Below are 20,710 nucleotides of genomic sequence, written 5' to 3' on the forward strand. Positions count from 1 at the left end.
GATGCGAGGCGGTATGCGCTTGGGCGCAACGTCGAGAACGCATGATGAAAGCAATCCTGTCCAATCTGCAGCGGTTCCTGCCCGCGCTGGCACCGGTCAGCACCATGGAGCGCCTGCGCGCCTGTTTCGGGGCTTTGCTGGGCGTTTTTGTCACCGGCGTCGTCAGCGAGCAGGCGCTGGGCGCGACAACCGCAGTGCCGCTGCTGATCGCACCGATGGGCGCTTCGGCCGTTCTGCTGTTTGCCGTTCCCTCCAGTCCGCTGGCACAACCCTGGTCAATCATGGTTGGCAATACCATCGCGGCGCTGATCGGCGTCACCTGCGCACTGTGGATTCCCGATCTCGTTATCGCCTCGGCGGTTGGGGTGTCCCTGGCAATTCTGGCCATGATCGCCACCCGTTCCCTGCATCCGCCCAGCGGGGCTGTTGCCCTGACGGCCGTCCTCGGCGGTCCTGTCGTGCACAATCTCGGTTATGGCTTTGTGCTGTGGCCCGTCGGGCTCAACTCCCTTCTGCTGCTGATTGCGGCCTTGGCCTACAACAATCTCACCGGCCGCCGCTATCCGCACATCACGCCCGTTCCGGCCGCCAATGTGCACAAGACAGCCGATCCGCTGCCGACCCGGCGCATCGGGTTTACCCCAGCGGACCTCGATACGGTGCTGCGCCAATATGACGAAGTGCTCAATGTCAGCCCTGACGATCTCGATGCCATCCTGCACAAGACCGAGATGCAGGCCTACCGCAGGCGTTTCGGCGAGGTGCGCTGCGCGCAGATCATGTCCACCGACCTTGCCACGGTGAAAGCCGACACGCCGCTGCATCTCGCCTGGGCGCTGCTGGTCAAGCATCGCATCAAGGCATTGCCTGTCGTGAATGCCCACCGCAACATCATCGGCATCGTCACCCAGACCGATTTCATGGAAAATGCCAACTGGGATCGAGACGGTGATCTGCATATCGGTCTGGCACGCCGCCTGCGCCGCGTCGTCAAGCTCGATCGTCTGAAGCATCGCACCGTTGCCGATATCATGACCAGCGAAGTGCAGTTCGTTCGTCCGCAAACGCTGGTGACGGACCTCGTGCCGGCCATGGCGGACAGGGGGCTGCATCATTTGCCCGTTGCCGACGACGATGACAGGCTTGTCGGTATGGTCACCCAATCCGATCTCATTGCGGCGCTTTATAGCGGCAATCTGACCGCCGGGCGGCTGGATGAGCCGCTGACTTTGGCCGGATGAATCGTTTCACCGAAAGCGCTATTTTGCGGCGCACAATAAAATCGTTTGCTTTTTTGCCCAAGAGAGCCCATATGCCACTCAGGCGCTTGGACCGGACACTCCGGTCTTCCGATTGCGGACTTCGTGGCGTCTAAGACCTGCTGACACACCGTCACAGGCACGGCTGCGCAAGTCGCATAGAATCCTCAGGGTTCTCCGCGTCTCGTCGTTCATCCCGAATATGTTGCATGCAGGTTGCGCCCTGTGATGTGTTTATGGCCCGCGATCTCCCATCGCGTCTGGCCAATGAAAGAAGATTGAATTGGAAAATATTGAAAAAACCGGCTTTGCCGCCATGGGTCTGAATGCCATCCTGCTCAAAGCAGTCGAGGCAGCTGGAATGGCTACTCCCAAGCCCATCCAGGAACAGGCCATCCCGGCACAGCTCGCCGGTCAGGACATTCTCGGCATTGCCCAGACGGGCTCCGGCAAGACGGCGGCGTTCAGCCTGCCGATCCTGCAGAAGATTCTGACCATCGGCGACAAGCGCAAGGGCAAGACCGCCCGTGCGCTCATCCTCGCGCCAACCCGCGAACTGGCCGTGCAGATCGAAGAAACGGTCCGCAAGCTCTCCAAGGGCGCGCATATTTCGACCGCGCTCGTGCTCGGCGGCGTATCGCGCGCTGCGCAGATCAACAAGATGCAGGGCGGCGTTGATGTTCTCATCGCCACACCCGGCCGCCTGACCGATCTGGTGCGTGACAACCGCGTTGACCTGTCGGAAACGCGCTGGCTTGTGCTCGATGAAGCCGACCGCATGCTCGACATGGGCTTCATCAACGACGTGAAGCGCATTGCCAAGGGCACGCACAAGGACCGCCAGACGGCCCTTTTCTCCGCAACCATGCCGAAGGAAGTGGCGACGCTGGCTGAAAGCCTGCTGCGCAACCCGATCCGCGTGGAAGTGGCGCCGCAGGGCACCACCGCTGCCGAGATCAAGCAGGTCGTGCACATGATCCCGACCAAGCAGAAGAAGCAGGTCCTGTCGGCCATGCTGAAAGACGAAACGCTGTCTTCGGTCATCGTTTTCACCCGTACCAAGCATGGTGCCGATGCCGTCACCCGCGTTCTGGAGAAGGACGGCTATGATGTGGCTGCCATTCACGGCAACAAGTCGCAGAACGCCCGTCAGCGCGCGCTCAACGGCTTCAAGGACGGTTCGGTGCGTGTTCTCGTTGCCACCGACATTGCCGCACGCGGCATCGACGTTGTCGGCATCAGCCACGTGATCAATTTCGACCTGCCGGATGAGCCGGAAAGCTATGTGCACCGTATTGGCCGCACCGGCCGCAACGGCGCTTCGGGCAGCGCGATCACGCTCTATGATCCGGCCGAGGAAGCCTCCAAGTTCAAGGCCGTCGAACGGGTAACGCGCATGCGTCTTCCGGTTGCCGATTCGCCGGTTGACCTGTCCAGCCTGCCGGCACGCGTTGCCAGCAATGATCAGCGTCCGCCACGCCGCGAAGGCGGCAATGGCGCACCGGCCAAGAAGCCGCATCGCGGTCAGGCACCGGGCAAGCCACGCGAGCCGCGCGGCGAAAAGATCTGGAGCAACGATGGCGGCGCTCCGGCGCAGAAGCGTCCGATGCGCCGCAACAAGCGCAAGAGCTTCGGCGCCAAGGCAGCCTAAGCTTCGCTGCAGAGAATCGATCAGGCCGCCGGTACGACGTACCGGCGGCCTTTTTGTTGGCATCGGCTTGGCGTGATGCGGCAATGCCGGGAAATAAAGACCTGCATTTGCATGACTTTCTGCCATTCGGTGCTTGAATGGTGTGCTGCGGGCAAATAGGTTCAGGCCAAGCAGAATGAGGACTTGGCCCATGTTGAATTCAGTGATCGACGCCATCGGCAACACGCCGCTTATCCGCCTGAGCAAGGCATCGGCTTTGACCGAGTGCGATATTTACGGCAAGGCCGAATTTCTCAATCCCGGACAGTCGGTCAAGGACAGGGCGGCGCTCTATATCATCCGCGATGCGGAAAATCGCGGCCTGCTGCGCCCGGGCGGCGTCATCGTCGAGGGTACGGCGGGCAATACCGGCATCGGCCTGACCATGGTCGCCAAGAGCCTGGGCTACCGCACGGTTATCGTTATCCCCGAGACACAAAGCCAGGAAAAGAAGGATGCGCTGCGGCTGCTCGGCGCCGAACTGGTCGAGGTTCCCGCAGTTCCCTACAAGAACCCCGATAACTACGTGAAAGTATCCGGCCGTCTCGCCGAGCAGATGGCAAAGACCGAGCCGAACGGCGCAATCTGGGCCAACCAGTTCGACAATGTCGCCAATCGTTTGGCGCATGTGGAAACGACGGCGCCGGAAATCTGGCGCGATACCAATGGCAAGGTCGACGGCTTCATCTGCGCGGTCGGTTCCGGCGGAACGCTTGCGGGAACGGCGGCCGGACTCAAGGCACGCAACAAGGACGTCAAGATCGGTCTAGCCGATCCGCTGGGAGCGGCGCTTTATTCCTACTATACGACAGGCGAATTCAAGGCCGAAGGCAGTTCGATCACGGAAGGGATCGGGCAGGGCCGCGTGACCGCCAATCTGGAAGGTTTTACCCCCGATTTTTCCTATCAGATACATGATGCGGATGCGCTGGATGTGGTGTTCGATCTGGTGACGGAGGAGGGGCTTTGCCTGGGCGGCTCGTCTGGAATCAACATTGCCGGTGCTATCCGGCTGGCCCGCGACCTTGGTCCAGGCCATACCATCGTCACGATCCTCTGCGACTACGGCAACCGCTACCAGTCAAAAATGTTCAATCCTGAATTCCTGCGTTCCAAAGATTTGCCGGTACCGCGCTGGATGGAAGCGAAGACGCATATCTCTGTTCCATTTGAAGGCAATCACTGATGGCATACGACACGACGATACTCTTCCGCGACGATTCCTATCTGAAGGAAATCGAGGCCACTGTCCTCGCCATCAATGAACGCGGCGGCATTCTTACGGATCAGACGATTTTCTATGCCACGTCAGGCGGACAGCCTGGCGATACCGGCGTGTTCGTGCGGGCCGATGGCAGCACGATTGCCATCGCTGCGACCGTGACGGGCGAAAGCAAGGAAGAAATCATCCACGTGCCAGCGCCGGAACAGCCAGTGCCTGCCGCCGGTGAGAAGCTGCTTTTGCGCATCGACTGGGACCGCCGTTACAAGCTCATGCGCATGCATGCCGCCTGCCATCTGCTCAGCGTTGTCTGCCCGTTTCCCATCACCGGCGCGTCCGTTGCCGAGGATGACAGCCGCGTCGATTTCGACCTGCCGGATGCCGGCGTGACCAAGGAAAGCGTGACGGAAAAGCTGATGGAGCTGGTCAACGCCAACCATCCGATTTTCACCCGCTGGATCACCGATGACGAGCTTGCGGCCAATCCGGGCCTGATCAAATCAAAGAATGTGCGCCCGCCGACGGGCACGGGGCGCATCCGCCTCGTCTGCATCGGCAAGGATGCGGCCATCGATTCGCAGCCCTGCGGCGGAACCCACGTGGCAACAACAGGTGAAGTCGGCGCGATCCATATCGGAAAAATAGAAAAGAAGGGCAAGGAAAACCGGCGGTTCCGTATCCGCTTCGGTGCCTTGCCGGAAGGAGAATGAGCATGGCGGACAAGAGCGCTTTTGTGGTTTCCCCGGACTGGTTGCAGGAGCGGCTGGGCCAGCCGGGCCTGAGCATTCTCGATGCGTCCTGGTATTTCCCGTTCCTCAACCGCGATGCGGAGGGTGAATACAAGGCTGCGCACATTCCCGGTGCGGTGTTCTTCGACCATGAAAAACTGTCCGATCCGGACTCGTCCCTGCCGCATACATTGCCGAAGCCTGAGGCTTTTGCCGCCGCGGTCAGCAGCATGGGCATCACCAACAGCGATACGATCGTTGTCTATGACGGTCCCGGCATGAACACATCGCCGCGTGTCTGGTGGATGCTGCGCGTCATGGGTGCAAAGAATGTCTTCGTCCTCGACGGCGGATTCGACAACTGGAAGAAAGACGGCCGACCGGTAACGAGCGAGGTCACGAAGATTGCGCCGTCAGCGTTCATCGCGGATTTTCAGGCGGACAAGGTGGCGAGCTTTGCCGACATGCGCGGGATTGTTGACACGGGATCACGCCAGATCGCCGATGCGCGGGCAGCGGGGCGCTTTGCCGGCAAGGACCCGGAGCCGCGCGCAGGACTTCGCTCCGGCCACATGCCAGGTGCGCGCAATGTGCCGTCCTCGACCTTGGCGGATAAAGGCTATCTGAAGAATCTCACCGATCTGCGGCAGGTTCTGGATGAAGCGGGCGTCGACCTGTCTCGCCCCATTGTCACGAGTTGCGGCTCCGGCATCACGGCTGCCGTGATCACGCTGGCGCTTGAATCCCTCGGACACAGGGACAATATCCTCTACGACGGATCGTGGAGCGAGTGGGGTGCACATGCGGATACGCCTGTTGCAACCGGCGAAGCAGAGCAATGACCGAAACGCCGAAGCCCAAAATCCTGAAGACACGTGTGACCCTGCTGGAAATGACCAACCGGCCGGTCTATTCCATTCCGACGCCCGCCAGCTTCAAGCTGGCGATCATGTCGGCGAAGCGGATTTCCCTGCCGTTTTACCGCTTTCTCTACGAACAGGTCGGCAAGCCGCATCACTGGTTTGTACACCGCACTCTCAGCGATGAGCCATTGGCCGCCCTCATTCACCGGGATTCGGTCGAAATCCACGTGCTCTACGTGGATGGCTCGCCCGCCGGCTTTTTCGAACTGGTGCTCAACCAGGAGCCGGGTGTGGCCGAAATCCTTTACTTCGGTCTTGTGCCGGAATTTCAGGGGCGGGGCCTGGCGAAATTCTTCCTGAGCGAAGCGATCGCCACGGCGTGGATGAGCAGCCCGGCAAAGGTCATCATCGAGACCAATACGCTCGACAGTCCGCGCGCCCTGCAAATGTATCAGCGCATGGGGTTCAATCCCGTCGGCTTTGCCGATGCGGAAATCGAGGCCTGGCTGTAACTCCGATTGTCAGCGCGGCAGGAATCGGGTGGTTCGCTTGCCGGTTTGGGTGTTTGCTCGGGGTCAACGAAGGAGGTTCCCCATGAGCACGATCCGCTTTATTGCAATGCCGACGACACTGGCCCGCCATTACCAGGCGGGCGGTGCGGATGCAAATGGCCAGACGCCGGAGGTGCATGTTTCCGATGGCGACGGCACGCCGTGCCGCCACTGCCTGCAGAACGTGAAAGCCGGCGATAAATATCTCATACTGTCGCACCGGCCGTTCCCCGCACCGCAACCCTATGCGGAAACGGGGCCGATTTTTCTGCATGCGGATGCATGTGAACGCTATGCGGAGACAGCTGATATGCCGGATATGTTCCGCAAGACCAGCGACTATATCCTGCGCGGTTATTCCCGTCAGGACCGGATCGTCTACGGCACCGGCGGCGTGATCCCTACCGGCACTATTCCGGCGCGGGCGGCTGAACTGCTGCAGCGCGACGACGTGGCCTATGTGCATATGCGGTCGGCAAGGAACAATTGCTTCCAGTGCCGGATTGAATGGCACGAAGCCGACTGGGTGGTCTGAACACCGCTCAAGAAAAAGCCCGGGCAAACCCGGGCTTTTCTTTTGCGCGATGCCGGCTTCAGGCAGCGAGGACGGCCTTGGCTTCCACCATTTCGAGGCCAAGCGCTTCGGCAACGGCCTGGTTGGTGATGCGGCCCTTGTGAACGTTCAGACCGTTGCGCAGATGCGGGTTGTCGACCAATGCCTTGACGCCGCGGTCCGCCAGCTGCAGGCCGTATTGCAGGGTGGCGTTGTTCAGCGCATGCGCCGAGGTGACGGGGACTGCGCCCGGCATGTTGGCCACGCAATAATGGATGATGCCGTCGACTTCGTAGGTCGGGTCGGAATGCGTCGTGGCGTGGGATGTTTCGAAGCAGCCGCCCTGATCGATGGCGACGTCGACGATCACGGCGCCCTTCTTCATGCCGGACAGCATTTCGCGGGTGACCAGCTTGGGGGCCGCTGCGCCGGGAATGAGGACCGCGCCCACCACGATGTCGGCGGAGAAGACTTCTTCGTCGAGCGCTTCGATGGTGGAGTAGCGGGTGTGGATGCGGCCATGGAACAGATCGTCGAGCTGGCGCAGGCGCGGGATCGAACGATCGAGGATGGTCACATCGGCGCCGAGCCCGGCTGCCATCTGCGCTGCATTGATGCCGACAACGCCGCCGCCGATGATGGTGACCTTGCCGGGCAAAACGCCGGGCACGCCGCCAAGCAGCACGCCGCGTCCGCCATTGGCCTTCTGCAGCGCGGTGGCACCCGCCTGAATGGCAAGACGTCCGGCCACTTCCGACATGGGCGCGAGCAGCGGCAGGCCGCCGCGATCATCCGTAACGGTCTCATAGGCGATGGCCGTGACGCCGGAAGCCAGCAGGCCTTTGGTCTGTTCCGGATCGGGAGCGAGGTGGAGATAGGTGTAGAGGAGCTGGCCTTCGCGCAGCTGCGCCCATTCGGACGGCTGGGGCTCCTTTACTTTCACAATCATGTCCGATTGCTGAAAGACTTCTTCGGCGGTTTTGACGATCTTGGCGCCAGCCGCCTGATAGGCTCCATCGTCGGCGCCTATTCCTGCTCCAGCTCCGGACTGGATAATGACCGTATGGCCGTGGGCGATGTATTCGCGTACGGCCCCCGGAGTGAGACCGACGCGATATTCATGGTTTTTGATTTCTTTCGGGCAGCCTACACGCATTTGCGCCTCCTCTAGAGTAAGTTCAAAGTTCCCGGTTGAGGTGCGTATGACATCATGAATCGCTTCGCATGTCCTTGCTAAGCAATATCGACGGCATGCAATTTTTCGAATATTCTTGCGCCAAATTGGTTCTTTGTCGAAGAAAGATCGAACAATGTCGCTGGACAGGATTGATATCGCTATCCTTGATTGCCTGCAAAAAGACGGCCGGATGTCGAATGCAACTTTGGCGGAAAAGGTCGGGCTGTCCCAGTCCGCCTGTTCGCGCCGGTTGGACATTCTGGAGAAGACAGGTGTCATCCGCGGCTATCACGCGCGTCTTTCCAACAAGATGCTCGGTCATCCGGTTACGGTTATCGTCAATATATCCCTCTCGGGCCAGGCCGACAAACAATTGCGCGAATTCGAAGCGGCCGTGCGCCGCTGCCCCAATGTGCTGGTCTGCTACCTCATGTCGGGTGAGTATGATTATCTCCTGCGCATTGCGGCCAAGGATCTCGAGGATTACGAACGTATCCACAAGTTCTGGCTTTCGGCGATGCCGCATGTCACCAAGATCAATTCATCCTTCGCCTTGCGCGAGGTGGCGGACCGCACCGGTCTTGGTGTCGAGACCGCACTCATCGAAATTGCCGGAGGCTGATTGCTGGCGGCGATCGGCCGTGACAAACTCATCATAATTCGGTGATCCTCGCCGGCTAAAAAGCCGCTCACAATCCCTTGCCCTGGAGCCTCGTCATGCAAGAATCGTCCACCGCTCTCACCCGCCGTTCCTTTCTGGCAAGCACGGCCGCAGCCGGGGCCGTGGCAATCCTTCACCCGTTCTCGGCCTTTGCAGCGGCTTCGCAGGCGCATCTGCGCATCGTGGCGACCACCGATCTGCATGTGAACGTCTACCCCTACGACTATTACGCCGACAAGGCGAACGACACGATGGGTCTGGCCCGCACGGCATCGATCATCGCAAAAATCCGCGCCGAATCGACCAATTCGATTGTCGTCGACAATGGCGACTTCCTGCAGGGCAATCCGATGGGCGATTATATCGCCTACGAAAAGGGCATGAAGGCTGGCGATGTCCATCCGATCATCAAGGCGATGAACACGATCGGCTACGAAGTGGGGACGCTCGGCAATCACGAATTCAATTACGGTCTCGATTACATGGACAAGGTTCTGGCGGGTGCCGGATATCCCTATGTCTGCGCCAATCTGGTCAAGGGCGAACTGGCGGCAACGCCCACCGACGATCCGCTCTACATGAAGCCCTACCTGATCAAGCAGTACGAGATTGCCGACGGAACCGGGCAGAAACTGCCCGTGAAAGTCGGGTTCATCGGCTTTGTCCCGCCGCAGATCACGCTGTGGGACGCGCAGAACCTCAAGGGCAAGGTCGTGACGCGCGATATCGTCGAGGCCGCCAAGGCCTGGGTGCCGAAGATGAAGGCCGAGGGCGCCGATATCATCGTTGCGCTGTCGCATTCCGGCATTGCTGCGGGGCAGAGCAGCGGCATGGAAAATGCCTCGCTCTATGTGGCGGGCGTTGACGGCATCGATGCCGTCGTCGCCGGACACCAGCACCTGGTCTTCCCCGATCCGAAGGATTTTGCCGGTATTGAGGGTGTCGACGTCAAGAAGGGGACGCTGCAGGGCAAGCCTGCCGTCATGGCTGGTTTCTGGGGCTCGCATATGGGTCTGATCGATCTTCTGCTCGAGCGCGACGGCGACAAATGGAAGGTGGCCGATTTCACCACCGAGGCGCGCCCGATCTACGAACGTGTGGAAAAGGCGGTCAAGCCGCTGGTCGAGAGCCGTGCCGATGTGCTGGAAGCGGCGAAGGCCGACCATGAGGCAACGCTCGCCTATGTCCGACGCCCGGTCGGCAAGACGTCCGCACCGCTTTATTCCTATTTTTCCCTGGTTGCCGATGATCCGTCGGTGCAGATCGTGTCCAACGCGCAGACCTGGTACATCAAGGAGATGCTGAAGGATACGCAATGGAAGGATTGGCCCGTGCTATCAGCCGCAGCCCCCTTCAAGGCCGGCGGCCGCGGCGGTGCCGATTACTATACGGATGTTCCGGCCGGTGATATCGCCATCAAGAACGTTTCCGATCTCTACCTCTATCCCAACACCGTGCGTGCGGTTGCCATCACCGGGGCGGATGTGAAGGAATGGCTGGAAATGTCGTCCGGCATTTTCAAGACCATCGAGCCTGAAAAGGCGGACCAGCCGCTGATCGACACCAGCTTCCCGTCCTACAATTTCGATGTTATCGACGGCGTCTCCTATCAGATCGACCTGTCGCAACCGGCGAAATATGGTGCGAAGGGCGAGCTTGCCCATGCGCAGAGCAATCGCATCGTCAACTTGACCTTTGATGGAAAACCGATTGATCCGGCGCAGAAATTTGTCGTCGTGACCAACAATTACCGGGCAGGGGGCGGCGGCAATTTCCCCGGCATCAATGAGAGCAAGGTCATCTTCGTTGCGCCCGACACCAATCGCGACGTGATCGTGCGCTACATCATCGACCAGAAGACCATCAACCCGTCGGCGGATGACAATTGGAAATTCGCCCCGGTAAAGGGCGCGTCGGTGGTGTTCGAATCCGGTCCGAAGGGCAAGAATTTCCTCGCCGATGTGAAAGCGGTGAAAATCGAGGAAGCAGGCGACGGTGAAAACGGTTTCACCCGCTACCGCATCAAGCTTTAGGTTCGACGAGCTTTTTGAGCTTGGCTGGCGCCTTGGCCAGCCAGGCGAGCCGGATGCGGTGCGCGAGTTCCGCATCGGAGATGGTATCGAGATGGATCAGAATATAGGGCCAGCCCTTGTAATGATCGGTCTCGAAATAGATGTTCGGCGCGCTTTCCATCAAGAGCGGCTTTTCTTCCAGCGGGCAATGAATGGCGAATGTGTCCGCATCCCGAAGCCGCCCCAGAAACGCACTCCTGGCCTTCAGCGATGGCGTGCCATGGTGCGTGCCCTGGGTCAATTCCGGCAGGTGCAACGCATCCGCAAGCGCCCAGATGCGCTCGAAAACCTCATTGAGCGATATCTCTGTCATGACCTGTAAAATACCTGCCGCACGTCGATATATTCCGATCTGAAGCCCGCTTCGCAATAAAAGAGGTAAAACTCCCATAGTTTTTTGAAGCGGACATCGAAACCCAGATGTTTCAGCTTGTCCCATGAGCCCCAGAAGCGCGCGCGCCATTCGGCCAGCGTGCGGGCATAATCCTGCGGAAAAATGGTTTCGCGATAGAGATTGAGGCCGAAATCCTTGCCAAGGGTCTTCAAACGGGCCGGTGTCGGCAGCATGCCGCCGGGGAACACATAGCGCTGGATGAAGTCGGGACGCTTGCGATAGCGTTCGAACGAGTCTTCGTTGATCGTAATGATCTGCATGCCGGCGCTGCCGCCGGGAGCAAGGCATTCCTTCACCTTGCCGAAAAAGACCGGCCAGTATTTTTCGCCGACGGCCTCAAACATTTCAATCGAGGCGACGTGGTCATATTGGCCGGTCTCGTCGCGATAGTCCTGGAACTTGATTTCAACCCTGTCGGAAAGGCCGGCCTTGCGCATCCGTTCCGTCGCAAAGTCGAACTGTTCGCGGCTGATGGTCAGGCCCGTGACACGGGCGCCGATCTCACGCGCCGCAAACTCGGCAAAACCTCCCCAGCCGCAGCCGATCTCGAGCACCTTGCTGTCCCTGGTAATACCAATATTGCGGGCAAGGGCGCGATACTTTGCGGTCTGTCCGCTCTCCAGGTCATTGGCGCCTTCGGCAAACAATGCGGAGGAATAGGTCATCGTCGGGTCCAGCCATTCGCGATAGAAGGCGTTGCCGAGATCGTAGTGGGCCGAGATATTCTTGCGGGAGCGCGACCGCGTGTTGTCGTTGAGCCAGTGGCGCAATCTCTGAACGGTATTGGCAAACCAGCTCGCGCCGCCGGCAATGCGTTCGCCGATCTGCTGGTTGACCACAAACAGCTCCAGGAAAGTGGTTACATCCGGGCTTTCCCAGTCACCGTCCATGTAGGATTCCGCCACGCCGATCGTTCCGGCGGAAAAGGCCCGCTGCGGTAAATTCCAGTTGTGCAGCACCAAGGCGGCATCGGGGCCGGAGGCTTTGCCCCCCACCTTGAACACCTGTTGGTCGGGGGTTGTGATGGTCAGTGTGCCGCGGGGGAGATGCGCTGCCGCTCTTAGGGCGGCCTGCACCTTCAAAGGCAGACCTTTGAGCGCTGCGCCAACATTTTCCGGTGTCAGCCATTTCAGCTGTGCCAGAGCGTCGGATGTCGTGGGTATTCCTTGCTGTGCCATGTGCCCGGTCTTTCATAGGTCCGGCGCGATCTTTGCCGCCAAAAAACAAATGTTCAAGAGCAATTCATCATGGTGCGGTGCAGTGCTGCCATTCGCCGGCAAAACAAAGCTTCATGCTGACACACCGTGTCGCTGCGGATGGATCATTTCGCTTGATGCCATGGAAGGGCAGGCGCGAGATGCACAACGCCCGTATCAATCCTCAGTATCGAAAGTAAATTACCGAGTAATTCTGATTCGCTCTATATCTCTTCCAATACAAATAACAAGCGATGCTCAATTACAACGATGGCGCAGGAAATGAAGAAATTATGACGCTTATATTGCGATGAATGCTCTGTACATTTGTAGCATGTAATATTCATAAGAAATTATTTTGATAGTAAAATAAAATAGAGAAAATTGTAATGTTCAGTTTTATCAACGAATAAACACGATAGTTTGATGTAGAATTTAAGAATGTTATCCAAATAGGATATGTCGTTTTCTGTATAGTAGTACAAATTGCGACAGAAGACGGGATATTTTATGTAATGTTTTCGATTGTTCGATAAGTTCTTTTAAAGATATAAGACTTAAGTATTATGCAGTGAAGAACTACTGGGTCATTTATAGTCAATCAGAGGCGGTTGCCTGCGGCAAGCAGCCTTGGGGAGGATGAATGAGTTTCGGCTATTCGCTACGCAGTTTTACAACAGTGGGGCTGGCCGCTCTGCTTGGCTTTTCCAGTCCGGCGCTGGCCGCAACGGCCAGCGGCAGTTTCACAGTCCAGATCACCATTCAAGCATCCTGCACCGTGGTGAGCACGGCGCCGCTGACCTTCGCCGCCGTGGGTGTGATCACGGCAAACGAAGATGCGTCCACGACGCTTTCCGTTCAGTGCACCAACACGACCCCTTATAATATAGGGTTGAACGCCGGATTGGGCATTGGTGCAACCGTGGCTTCGCGCAAGATGACGGGGCCGGCCGGTGCGCTTGTGAACTATACCCTTTATTCCGATTCAAACCGGACCACCGTGTGGGGGCAGACCGTCAACACCGATACGGTTTCGGCGGTGGGTACCGGCGCCGCGCAACCCTATACGGTATTCGGGCGGGTTCCCGCCCAGAACACACCGGCGCCCGGTGCCTACACCGATACGATCACGGTGACAGTCACCTATTGAAGATAAGATACAAAGGAGAACAGGATGCGATCCATGCTCAAAGGCATTGGAGCGGCGGGGCTCTTTATGCTGTTTTGCGGCAGCGCCACGGCAGCTTCGCTGCGTGTGGCCCCGACAAATCTGGAAATGATTGCACCGGGAAGCGCGGCCGTACTGACGCTGACAAACGAGGCGAAGCGGCCGATCAACGTGCAGATCCGTGTTTTTCGCTGGACTCAGACAAATGGTGTCGAGCAGCTCGAACCGACGAACGATGTGGTTGTCAGTCCGCCATCAACCGCTTTGACCGGCAACAAGGATTATCTCGTTCGGGTTATCCGGGTGAGCAAAAAGCCGGTGACGCGGGAAGAAAGCTACCGGGTCATCGTGGATGAATTGCCCGATCCAGCCCGCCGCAAGTCCGGTACGGTGACGCTGGTCGTGCGCTATTCCATTCCGGTGTTCTTCAAGGGCCCCGATGCATCGGCGCCCAAGGTGGCATGGGCGATCAAGCGCTCCGGCAACGGACTTGTCCTTGCCGCCCGCAACAATGGCGATACGCGATTGCGCCTCTCCGAGCTGCAATTGACGCAAAGCGGCCGCGAAATTGCAACGCGAAAGGGATTGATTGGCTACGTCCTGGGCGGAGCTTCCATGGAATGGCCCGTTGGCAGCGGCAAGTCCCTGTCATCCGGTTCCGTGTCCATGAAAGCTCAAAGCGATTCTGGACCGCTTGATGTCAACGTTGCGGTCAGCGGCCGCTAGCCTTGTTGTGGCACTCTGCATAGGCCCGTGCACGCTTACCTCTGGACGGGCCCAGGAACCCAATGCTCAAGATGTGGAGCAGACCGTGCCACAGCCCGGTATCTCCCAGGATCTCTATCTCGAGGTCTTCATCAATGATGAGCCGACCGGATTGGTCGCTGCCTTCCGCCAAAGGGAGGATGGAGGCTTGTCGGCAAGTCCGCAGGAATTGGCGGATGTGGGACTGAAGCCGGTGTCCGATGCGAAGGACAAGGATGGCTCGATCCGGGTCGACCGTCTGCCGAATGTTCAGTACCGCATTGATGCGGAAAACCAGCGGCTTTACGTCACCACGAACGACACTGCCCGCGCGGCCAAGGTGGTCGATCTCAATCCAAAATCCGACGAGGACCGCCCCAAGCCCCAATCCAGCTATGGCGCTGTTCTGAATTACTCGCTCTTTGCCAGCAGCAACAATCTGTTCAAGGGCAGTACAAAGCCGTTTCAGGGTATTTCCGGCGGGTTTGATGCCCGCTTTTTCAGCCCGTTCGGCACGCTGACCCAATCCTTCACATCAAGTGCGAGCGATACGGATTTTCAGGGGTTCAAGCGCCTCAACACGACCTATGCCTACTCCGACACGGAACGGCTGATCACCTATCGCGCCGGTGATTTCATTTCCGGCGGTTTGCAGTGGACGCGGCCGGTTTATCTGGGCGGCCTTCAGGTACAGCGCAATTTTCACCTGCGTTCGGATCTGGTCACCATCCCCATACCGGTCATATCGGGTTCCGCTGCGGTGCCTTCGACGCTTGAAGTCTACACCCAGAATGTCAGGACCTATAGCGGTACGGTACCGTCGGGTCCGTTTCAGGTGACGAATTTTCCGGTGTTTACCGGTTCGGGACAAGCGCAGGTGGTGGTGCGCGATACGCTTGGCCGCGAGACGAAGACCACCTTGCCGTTCTATTCATCCAATTTGCTGCTGCAGAAGGGACTGCTGGATTTTTCCGCCGAAGTGGGTTTTCCGCGGCGGGATTTCGGCACGGCGTCCAACGATTATGCCGGCGATGCAATGGGGTTTGCCACGGCACGATACGGTGTTGCCGACTGGCTGACCCTGGAAGGACATTTTGAAGGCGGGGCCAACCTGCTCAATGGCGGCGTCGGCGTGGCTTTCCCCATCGGCGGCTATGGCGTCAGTTCGCTGGCGGTGGCCGGCAGCAGTCATGACGGAGACACGGGCTTTCTTGTCAACGGCTCCGTGGAACTCAGCTATCACGGCTATACGGTTTTCGCGCGGATGCAGCAGGCATTCGGCAATTACGACGATGTCGCTTCGGTTTCAGCCGATACACGGCAGCTGTCGGTTTTCGATCCGACGGGCGTGACGGTGTTCAGCCCCCGCGTTCCGCGTTCGCTGGCCCAGGTCACCGTGTCGGCACCAGGGCCGTTTGACCGGTCCAATCTCAATCTGTCCTTCACGCAGATTGAATCGGCCAATGGCGACAGGAACCGCATCGTCGGGGCCTCCTATACCCAGTCGATTTTCAAGAACAGCTCGTTCTATGCAACCGCTTTCACCGATCTGGAAAATAGTGACAGTTTTGGCATCTTTGCCGGACTGACGATCCCGTTCGACAACAACATCACGGTTTCAACCGGTGTGGAACAGACCGCAGACGGCGTCTCCGGCGTTGTCGACGTCGCCAAATCGGAGCAGCTCGAAGAGGGCAGCTACGGCTGGCGGTTGAGGACACGCGAAGGCAACAATCCCGACCGCCTGGCCTCCGCGAGCTATCGCGGACGGTATGCACGGGTGCAGGGGGATGTCGAGCAGTTCGCGGGCAATACCCGCGCCAGCCTCCAGCTCGATGGTGCTCTTGCCGTGGCGGCTGGCGGCGTGTTTGCCACGAACCGCATCAACGATGCTTTTGCCGTTGTCGATGTCGGCGCACCGGATGTCGAGGTCCTGTCGGAAAACCGGCCGGTCGGCAAGACCAATCGCAGCGGCAAGATCCTGGTGCCGGATCTGAACTCCTATGAGCCCAACACGGTGGCCATCGATCCCAAGAACCTGCCGGTCGATGCCAGTATCGGATCGACGCGTAACATCATCGTGCCCGCCGACCGCAGCGGCGTGGTGGTGGATTTTCACGTCAGCAAGACGTCGGCCACGGCCGTTGTCGATCTGGTCGATAGCAGCGGCAAGCCGCTCGAAGCCGGGCTGCGCGGGCATCTGGACGGCTCGCCGGACGAATTTGTCATCGGTTATGACGGCGAGGCCTTCATCGACAAGCTGCAGGCGCAGAACAGCATCAGCGTCGATCTTCTGGACGGACGCAGTTGCAAGGCGCAGTTTTCCTACCGGCCGCAACCGGGAACGCAGGTCAAGATAGGCAAGGTGGTGTGCTCATGAGAAACTGGTGGATTTATCTCGCCTGCTTCCTCGGTCTTCTGCTTCTGCCAAGCTTTGCTTTTGCTCAGGCCTGCCAGTTTACCGTTCCCAACATGGTATTTTCGGGGAGCACGGTTCCCGGAGCTGCCATCAACACCACGACACCGGTGACGGCCGATTGCCAGGGATTGCTCGGGCTTGGCCGAAAAGTGCTGGTGTGTCCGGATCTGAATGAGGGCAGCGGCGGCGCCACCGCCGGTGCACGCAAAATGCTCAACGGCACGAGTTCTCTCAACTATCAGCTGTTTCAAGATGCGGCCCGCTCAATCGTCTGGGGGTCCATCACCTGGCCCTATGCAGCGCGCGCACCGGGGTTTCTGGTCGAATTCACCACGATTCTCGGGCCCATTCTCGGCGGAGGTTCGAACACCATCACGCTTTATGGCCAAATACTCCCCGGTCAGCAGGGCACGCCGCAAGGACCCTATCTCTCGACATTTGCAGGCGCCAACGCCACATTTCATTTTCGTTACGATGATGGTGCCGGATGTTCCGTATTGAATGGCGCCTTTACCGGAACGGCATCGTTCACGGTTCAGTTCACCCAGGCCAATGATTGCGTGGTCACTGCCCAGAACATCGATTTCGGTCCCCGGGGGATATTGAGTGCCAATGTGGATAGTGCAGGGCAGGTGAATATCACCTGTACGCCAGCGGTGTCCTATAATGTTGCGCTCGGACTGGGCGGGACGGGCACCAGCCCAACAGCCCGCAAGATGACCAAAGGCGGTGAATCCATCACCTACGGCCTTTATCAGGATGTAAATCGGACCGTGCCGTGGGGAAATACACCACCGACCAATACGGTTGCGGGCGTGGGCAACGGAACAGCGCAGGCCATCCCTGTCTATGGCCGGGTTCCGCCGCAAGTTACGCCATCGCCGGGTGTCTACAGCGATACGATCATCGTGACGGTTACGTATTAAATCGCGGCCTCATCGGTGATTGATGCTGCAGAAAAGCAGAAATTGGTTCTGAAAAAGCAAAAGGCCGGGAGCTACCCGACCTTCCTAAACTTGCCTCAACACCAGTGCCAGTACATCCGTGGTCAAAAATGGAAACAAGCTATTCGCTACATGAGAAGCAATACCCTGACATTGCGACAGAATAATGACGCTCATAAAATAAGGAAGCGCGTACGCAGTACAAAATCGCGCTTGAACTGAAGGTGCCCCATCAAGGTAAAGACAGGGTTAACTCACGCCGAAAATTTCAAAAACGGGGCGATTGGCCTGTCAGAAACGGTGCAAGTGGCCGATCGCTTTTGCGGCAGCTGCGGGAAGGTCCTCGGCAATCAGGCCGTAACCAAGGTCGCCGGCCGCTGCGGCGTGGATATAAACCGCGGCACAGGCGGCCTCGAAGGGCGGCATGCCCTGTGCCATCAGGCCTGCCGTTACACCTGAAAGAACATCACCCGATCCGGCAGTTGCCAGGAGCGGGGTGCCGTTGCCGTTGATCAGGGCCCGTCCGTCCGGCGCCGCGATGACGGTATCGGCGCCTTTGTAGATAATGACGGCATGCGCCTGTTTGGCGGCGGCGCGGGCGCGTTCGAGCTTTGACGGTGTATTCCCGTCGCTTATCGCCGGGAACAGTCTCCTGAATTCTCCTTCGTGCGGCGTCAGCACGAGCCGGGTTTCCGGGGTGCCGCGTGCCGAGGCGAAAAGCGCATCGCCATTGCCTTCAAAGGATGTGATGGCGTCGGCATCCAAGACGAGATGGAGCTTCTCCTTGAGCAGCAGAAGGGCAATGTCACATGTGCGGGCGCCTATGCCGAAACCGGGGCCGAGCACCACGGCAGACGGCTGGCGCTTGCTCAGGAATGCGCGCAGCTCACGGTCGGTTTCGCAGCGCCTAAGCATGATCGACGTCAGATGCGCTGCATTGACGGCAAGCGATTCGGCCGGAGAGAGCAGGGTGACGGCACCCGCGCCACTGCGCGCAGCGGCCATGGCTGACAGCCGGGAGGCGCCCGTCGACGTCGCGCCGCCGGAAAATACGGCAACGTGGCCGCGCGTGTATTTATGCGTTTCGACACCGGGAGAAGGCAGCAGCGCACGCCAGTAATCCGGTGTGTTCTCGAAACAAGCGGGCTTGATCAGGGAAAGGACGTCGTCCCGGATGCCGATATCGGCGACGATAATCGTGCCGCACAGGCCGCGTCCCGGACAAAGCAAATGGGCCGGTTTCTTGCGAAAGAACGTCATGGTGCAATCGGCGTTAAAGACGGTGCCAAGCGGCATGCCCGTTGCCCCGTCAAGGCCGGAGGGCACGTCGATGGCGATACGGGTGACAGCCGCCGCATTGCTCCGTTCAACGGCTGCGGCGGCCTTGCCAGCCAATGGCTTGTTCAATCCTGCGCCGAACAGCGCATCGATGACCACGCTGCCGGCCGCAGGTTTGAAGCCTGAGAGCGCGGCTGGTTTCACGCTGCAATCGCGCCGGGCGATAGCCGCATCGGAATGAGCCCGCGGCTTGTCATCAGCCCATACGTGAACGTTCACGCCGCTTTCAGCCAAAAGGCTGGCAACGACATAGCCATCTCCGCCATTGTTGCCCGGACCGCACAGAACGTGGAAGTCCGGTGCATCGCCATGGCAGTCCAGAACGTGACGCGCGACCGCATAGCCCGCCCGCAGCATCAGCCGGTAGCCGTCAATCGATCCCCCGGCAATGGTCAGCCGGTCAGCCTCGCCCATTTCCGTGGGGGTAAGAATTTCATCTGCCATTTCAAACGGTGCTTTCCCGAACTGGTCTTTTCAGAGAAATGGTAGGGGGCAGCCGGGCAGGACACAAGCGGCAATTCCAGCACGCGACGGGATGCGGTGACCGGTGAGCGGTGATCGATAATTTCTTGTCCGCCGATGCATCCAAAGCCTGCTTCATGCGTTTCCCCTTGGCAAACATTGGAGAAGATCATGCCTGCAACACGCATCAAGGAACATATGGAAGTCATCGGCGCCGATGGCGTTCACGTCGGGACAGTCGATCATGTGGACGGTGCCCGCATCAAGCTGACGAAAAAGGATAGCGGTGAGGGCAGCCACAGGGGCCATCACCATTATATCTCGACGGCACTGGTTGCCGAGATCGAAGGCAACAAGGTGAGGCTATCGGCAAATGCCGATGTGGCCGTCATGTTTGAGGAAGAATCCTCCGGCAAATAGGAAACGCCGTTTCCGGCCGCCGGTTTTGAGGATCAGCTCGCGCCGAGCCGTATCAGCACGGCGCGCGGGATATTGTAATCCAGAATAGCGGCATCGTGATTGCGTAAGCCGCAGAGTTCACGCTGGATAAAATAGGCGTGGACGGCCCGTGCCGCAGCCTTCAGCCGCATGTCCCGTTCCGGCATGGCGGCAGCGGCCAGTTGTGCCAGCGTCTGTTCGACCTTCGCGCCAGCCCGGCCCAGCGATGCCGCCATTTCACCCATCATTTCATACTCGAGGGCGCTGGGCGCCCTGCCTTGACTAAGATGGGATGTCAGGTTCTGCGGCGGGCGAAGGGACATGGTTGTACATCCGTTTTGCTTGCTTGTTCTGAAATTTCAGCACAGGAAACCGGCGCAGACAAGTCATTTGGCTGTTTGTGCCGACCGCAGCAGATATTTGCCCTGGCTATAGGCGGCTATCCCGGCGGATGCCGTCACGCCGACAAGGATGTCGTAAAACGTCTGGGGTATGCTTGCTGGCTGCAGCCATGTGAAAATGAGCCAGCTGATCCAGAACGGGTCGATGCGCAGATAGTCGTGGCCCACCCATATCCACATGGCCGCGGCGACAAGACAGGCGCCCAATACCACCAGACCATATCCCGATACTGTCCGCATGCTGTTCTCCGCCGTAGCCGCCGTTGATGTTAAGCGCGCCGCCGCTGGTGGTGCAAGGATGATGCTTGTCATATCGGTAAGGTGGCAGCAACGCTGGTGTAATCTTCATTCGATATGAAGCATGGATGGCCTTTCCAAAGGAGCGCTTTGGGCAATATCCTTTTGTGAAGAGCGCCTAACAGGGATATCT

General features: G+C 59.0%; 20 protein-coding genes. 14 read left to right on the forward strand and 6 right to left on the reverse strand.

Annotation, left to right across the window (positions count from 1 at the left end; genetic code table 11):
* The first annotated feature begins 44 nt into the window (after positions 1-44).
* The 7 genes from C5750_RS03995 to C5750_RS04025 all read left to right on the forward strand — a co-directional run bounded on the left by C5750_RS03995 (position 45) and on the right by C5750_RS04025 (position 6,848).
* Positions 45-1,241 carry an HPP family protein gene (locus C5750_RS03995; protein ID WP_425350421.1) on the forward strand — a complete coding sequence of 399 codons (1,197 nt, stop codon included), beginning with the start codon at positions 45-47 and terminating at the stop codon, positions 1,239-1,241.
* A gap of 334 nt (positions 1,242-1,575) precedes the next feature.
* The gene (locus tag C5750_RS04000) at positions 1,576-2,910 is read left to right on the forward strand and encodes a DEAD/DEAH box helicase (RefSeq protein WP_105733104.1); all 1,335 of its coding nucleotides are present in this window, start codon (positions 1,576-1,578) and stop codon (positions 2,908-2,910) included.
* Between the two features lie 190 nt (positions 2,911-3,100).
* Positions 3,101-4,135, forward strand: coding sequence for a cysteine synthase A (locus C5750_RS04005; protein ID WP_105732540.1), 1,035 nt, complete (start codon positions 3,101-3,103; stop codon positions 4,133-4,135).
* On the forward strand, positions 4,135-4,881 hold the full coding sequence (locus C5750_RS04010; protein WP_105732541.1) for an alanyl-tRNA editing protein: 747 nt from the start codon (positions 4,135-4,137) through the stop codon (positions 4,879-4,881). The genes C5750_RS04005 and C5750_RS04010 overlap by 1 nt, the downstream gene beginning before the upstream one ends.
* 2 nt (positions 4,882-4,883) lie before the next feature.
* Complete coding sequence (gene sseA / locus C5750_RS04015) at positions 4,884-5,741, forward strand: 3-mercaptopyruvate sulfurtransferase (RefSeq protein WP_105732542.1); 858 nt, start codon at positions 4,884-4,886, stop codon at positions 5,739-5,741.
* The gene (locus tag C5750_RS04020) at positions 5,738-6,274 is read left to right on the forward strand and encodes a GNAT family N-acetyltransferase (RefSeq protein WP_105732543.1); all 537 of its coding nucleotides are present in this window, start codon (positions 5,738-5,740) and stop codon (positions 6,272-6,274) included. The genes sseA and C5750_RS04020 overlap by 4 nt, the downstream gene beginning before the upstream one ends.
* 82 nt (positions 6,275-6,356) lie before the next feature.
* Positions 6,357-6,848 (forward strand): DUF1203 domain-containing protein, encoded by a 492-nt coding sequence (locus C5750_RS04025; protein WP_105732544.1) that lies wholly within the window; start codon positions 6,357-6,359, stop codon positions 6,846-6,848.
* A gap of 58 nt (positions 6,849-6,906) precedes the next feature.
* Here C5750_RS04025 and ald read toward each other — a convergent pair whose 3' ends face one another.
* Positions 6,907-8,022 (reverse strand): alanine dehydrogenase, encoded by a 1,116-nt coding sequence (gene ald, locus C5750_RS04030; protein ID WP_105732545.1) that lies wholly within the window; start codon positions 8,020-8,022, stop codon positions 6,907-6,909.
* A gap of 154 nt (positions 8,023-8,176) precedes the next feature.
* Between ald and C5750_RS04035 the strand changes: the two genes are divergently transcribed.
* On the forward strand, positions 8,177-8,665 hold the full coding sequence (locus C5750_RS04035; RefSeq protein ID WP_105732546.1) for an Lrp/AsnC family transcriptional regulator: 489 nt from the start codon (positions 8,177-8,179) through the stop codon (positions 8,663-8,665).
* A 95-nt stretch (positions 8,666-8,760) separates the two neighbouring features.
* The gene (locus C5750_RS04040; protein ID WP_105732547.1) at positions 8,761-10,737 is read left to right on the forward strand and encodes a bifunctional 2',3'-cyclic-nucleotide 2'-phosphodiesterase/3'-nucleotidase; all 1,977 of its coding nucleotides are present in this window, start codon (positions 8,761-8,763) and stop codon (positions 10,735-10,737) included.
* Here the strand turns inward: C5750_RS04040 and C5750_RS04045 are convergent.
* Complete coding sequence (locus C5750_RS04045; protein ID WP_105732548.1) at positions 10,727-11,089, reverse strand: MmcQ/YjbR family DNA-binding protein; 363 nt, start codon at positions 11,087-11,089, stop codon at positions 10,727-10,729. The genes C5750_RS04040 and C5750_RS04045 overlap by 11 nt on opposite strands.
* Positions 11,086-12,348 carry an SAM-dependent methyltransferase gene (locus C5750_RS04050; RefSeq protein ID WP_105732549.1) on the reverse strand — a complete coding sequence of 421 codons (1,263 nt, stop codon included), beginning with the start codon at positions 12,346-12,348 and terminating at the stop codon, positions 11,086-11,088. Before C5750_RS04050 ends, C5750_RS04045 begins: the two co-directional genes overlap by 4 nt.
* A gap of 661 nt (positions 12,349-13,009) precedes the next feature.
* On the opposite strand from C5750_RS04050, the gene C5750_RS04055 reads away from it, so the two are divergent.
* The 4 genes from C5750_RS04055 (at position 13,010) to C5750_RS04070 (ending at position 17,623) form a co-directional block, all read left to right on the forward strand.
* The gene (locus tag C5750_RS04055) at positions 13,010-13,516 is read left to right on the forward strand and encodes a Csu type fimbrial protein (protein ID WP_105732550.1); all 507 of its coding nucleotides are present in this window, start codon (positions 13,010-13,012) and stop codon (positions 13,514-13,516) included.
* Positions 13,517-13,540: 24 nt separating this feature from the next.
* On the forward strand, positions 13,541-14,260 hold the full coding sequence (locus tag C5750_RS04060; protein ID WP_105732551.1) for a fimbrial biogenesis chaperone: 720 nt from the start codon (positions 13,541-13,543) through the stop codon (positions 14,258-14,260).
* An 85-nt stretch (positions 14,261-14,345) separates the two neighbouring features.
* Positions 14,346-16,658, forward strand: a complete 2,313-nt coding sequence (locus C5750_RS04065; RefSeq protein ID WP_245420970.1) for a fimbria/pilus outer membrane usher protein — start codon at positions 14,346-14,348, stop codon at positions 16,656-16,658.
* Entirely contained in the window at positions 16,655-17,623 is a 969-nt protein-coding gene (locus C5750_RS04070; protein ID WP_105732553.1) for a Csu type fimbrial protein, read from the forward strand. The genes C5750_RS04065 and C5750_RS04070 overlap by 4 nt, the downstream gene beginning before the upstream one ends.
* A 309-nt stretch (positions 17,624-17,932) precedes the next feature.
* Here C5750_RS04070 and C5750_RS04075 read toward each other — a convergent pair whose 3' ends face one another.
* Positions 17,933-19,423, reverse strand: a complete 1,491-nt coding sequence (locus C5750_RS04075; protein ID WP_105732554.1) for an NAD(P)H-hydrate dehydratase — start codon at positions 19,421-19,423, stop codon at positions 17,933-17,935.
* 189 nt (positions 19,424-19,612) lie between these two features.
* Here C5750_RS04075 and C5750_RS04080 point away from each other — a divergent pair, with 189 nt between their 5' ends.
* Positions 19,613-19,861, forward strand: a complete 249-nt coding sequence (locus C5750_RS04080; RefSeq protein ID WP_425350406.1) for a DUF2171 domain-containing protein — start codon at positions 19,613-19,615, stop codon at positions 19,859-19,861.
* 32 nt (positions 19,862-19,893) lie between these two features.
* Here C5750_RS04080 and C5750_RS04085 read toward each other — a convergent pair whose 3' ends face one another.
* Both C5750_RS04085 and C5750_RS04090 read right to left on the reverse strand, forming a co-directional pair.
* Complete coding sequence (locus C5750_RS04085; protein ID WP_105732555.1) at positions 19,894-20,202, reverse strand: DUF6665 family protein; 309 nt, start codon at positions 20,200-20,202, stop codon at positions 19,894-19,896.
* Between the two features lie 63 nt (positions 20,203-20,265).
* Positions 20,266-20,520: a hypothetical protein gene (locus tag C5750_RS04090; protein ID WP_105732556.1), complete on the reverse strand. Its 255-nt coding sequence runs from the start codon at positions 20,518-20,520 to the stop codon at positions 20,266-20,268.
* Positions 20,521-20,710: the final 190 nt, after the last annotated feature.

Source organism: Phyllobacterium myrsinacearum (assembly GCF_002980555.1).
Taxonomy (GTDB): Bacteria; Pseudomonadota; Alphaproteobacteria; order Rhizobiales; family Rhizobiaceae; genus Phyllobacterium; species Phyllobacterium myrsinacearum.